At 69.6% G+C, this 1,950-nt stretch carries 1 protein-coding gene; it reads left to right on the top strand.

From position 1 onward, the window contains the following. Positions 1–566 precede the first annotated feature (566 nt). Positions 567–1,799: a neutral zinc metallopeptidase gene (locus tag MZC64_RS44080; protein ID WP_247765665.1), complete on the top strand. Its 1,233-nt coding sequence runs from the start codon at positions 567–569 to the stop codon at positions 1,797–1,799. Positions 1,800–1,950 lie beyond the last annotated feature (151 nt).

A 1,950-nucleotide genomic window follows, 5' to 3' on the forward strand; every position in this document is an offset into this window, starting at 1 on the left:
CTGCGGGCTGCGGGCTGCGGGCTGCGGGCTGCGGGCTGCGGGCTGCGGGCTGCGGGCTGCGGGCTGCGGGCTGCGGGGAGAGTGAACCGGACTGGGCCAGTGCTCGTCGGTGAGGGTGGGCCGGTCGTGGGTGGCGCGGCCGTGCTGCCGCAGACGCGTGGCCTGGCGTGGCGCTTAGGCCAGCAGTGCTGTGGTCGAGCGCGCCGTGTGCAGGTGAGCGCGTGGGGTGTGGCGCGCGCGAGGTGTGCGCGGGATGGTGGGTGGATTGTCCGGACAGTGGCCGAAGGTGAGGGGCGTTCGCGGTACGGTCTGCGGAGTCGGTGAGAAGGAGCGTCAGGGTGGTCAGGCCCTCGGTTCGGGTTACGTTCTCGTGTGCGGTGAGCGCGCTGGCGCTGGTTGCTCTGGTTGGTGGCTGTGCCGTCAAGGTTGGCGGGGAGGCCAAGCGGGCCGGGGCGGTGCTTGATCCCGGCAAGGTGGCCGGGCTGGATGTCACTGAGGGGGCCAGCGGGCCTCGGAGTGGGGCCAAGCCAGCTGATGTTCCCGTGCAGAACGGGGATGACGGGCCGATGGACATCTTGGCGCGCAATGCGGTCGCCGATGTCCAGGAGTACTGGACCGAGCGGTTCCCGAAGGACTTCGGCAAGCCCTACCAAGGGGTGTCCCGGTTTGTCTCCTATGACTCCGGTGGGGCGAACCTCCAGCTGTGCCGCACCAACACCAAGGAGCTGGTGAACGCGTTCTTCTGTCCGTCCGAGGACACCATCGCGTGGGACCGGGGACAGCTCCTGCCGCAGCTCTCCGAGAAGTTCGGGGACCTGGCCGTGGTCACCGTGCTGGCGCACGAGATCGGGCACGCGGTGTCGCAGCGGGCCGGGCTGGCGAAGCCGGGGACGCAGACCATCGTCAGTGAGCAACAGGCCGACTGCTTCACCGGGGCGTTCTTCAAGCACGTGGCTGAGGGGCGGGCGCCGCATTTCCTGGTGTCCACGGGTGAGGGTCTGAACAGCGTGCTGCAGACCATGTTCTCCTTGCGGGATCAGGTCGGGTCGTCGTTCACCAGCCGGAACGCGCATGGCAACGCCTTTGACCGGGTGTCGGCCTTCCAGTTCGGGTTCAGCCAGGGGCCGGTGCGGTGTGCGCAGATCGACCTGGTGGAGATCCAGCGGCGGATCACCGAACTGCCGTTCAAGGCCACCGACGGCAACCGCGGGAACCTGCCGATCACGGCGGAGAACATCCTGCAGATCGTGGAGAACCTGAAGCAGGTCTTCAAGGATTCCGGGGCGGCGCCGCCGGAGGTGCTCAACGGTTCGGTGGCCTGCCCCAACGGCAAGGTGACCCAGCCCGCCTCCTACTGCCCGGCGAACAACACGATCAGTCTGGAACTGGCGCAGCTCGCCGAGATCGGGGCCCCGCCACAACGCGGGGCGAAGAAGGGCATGGCGATCGGGGACTTCGCGGCGCTGGCCGAGGTGGCTTCGCGGTACGTGCTGTCCGTGCAGAAGGCGACCGGGTTCCCGTTGGACGACACGAACGCGGGGCTGCGGACGGCCTGCCTGGTCGGGTCCTGGGGCGGGGCGTTGCTGGAACGGCCGAGCGGTGGGCGCAATCCGGTGGGCACCATCCGGATCTCGGCTGGGGACCTGGACGAGGCGGTGGCCGAGTTGCTGTCCGGGAAGAGCTTGATCGCGGCGGATGTGAACGGGAAGCACGTGCCGTCCGGGTTCGCGCGGATCGAGGCGTTCCGGATCGGGTTCATGGAGGGCAGTGCGCCGTGCGTTGAGGACTTCGGGGCCTGATCGGGGGCCTGCACGCGGAGCGTCGGAAGGCTTCAGAGCCGAGCGGGATCGACGGAGGGCGCCGCTGAGCGGGAACGGCGGAGGGCGCCGCTGAGCGGGAACGGCGGCGGGAGCCTCGGCGGGGAACCGCTGAGCGGGGCTGACCGGGAAC

Origin of the sequence: Crossiella sp. S99.2 (assembly GCF_023094165.1) — a bacterium.
Taxonomy (GTDB): domain Bacteria; phylum Actinomycetota; class Actinomycetes; order Mycobacteriales; family Pseudonocardiaceae; genus Crossiella.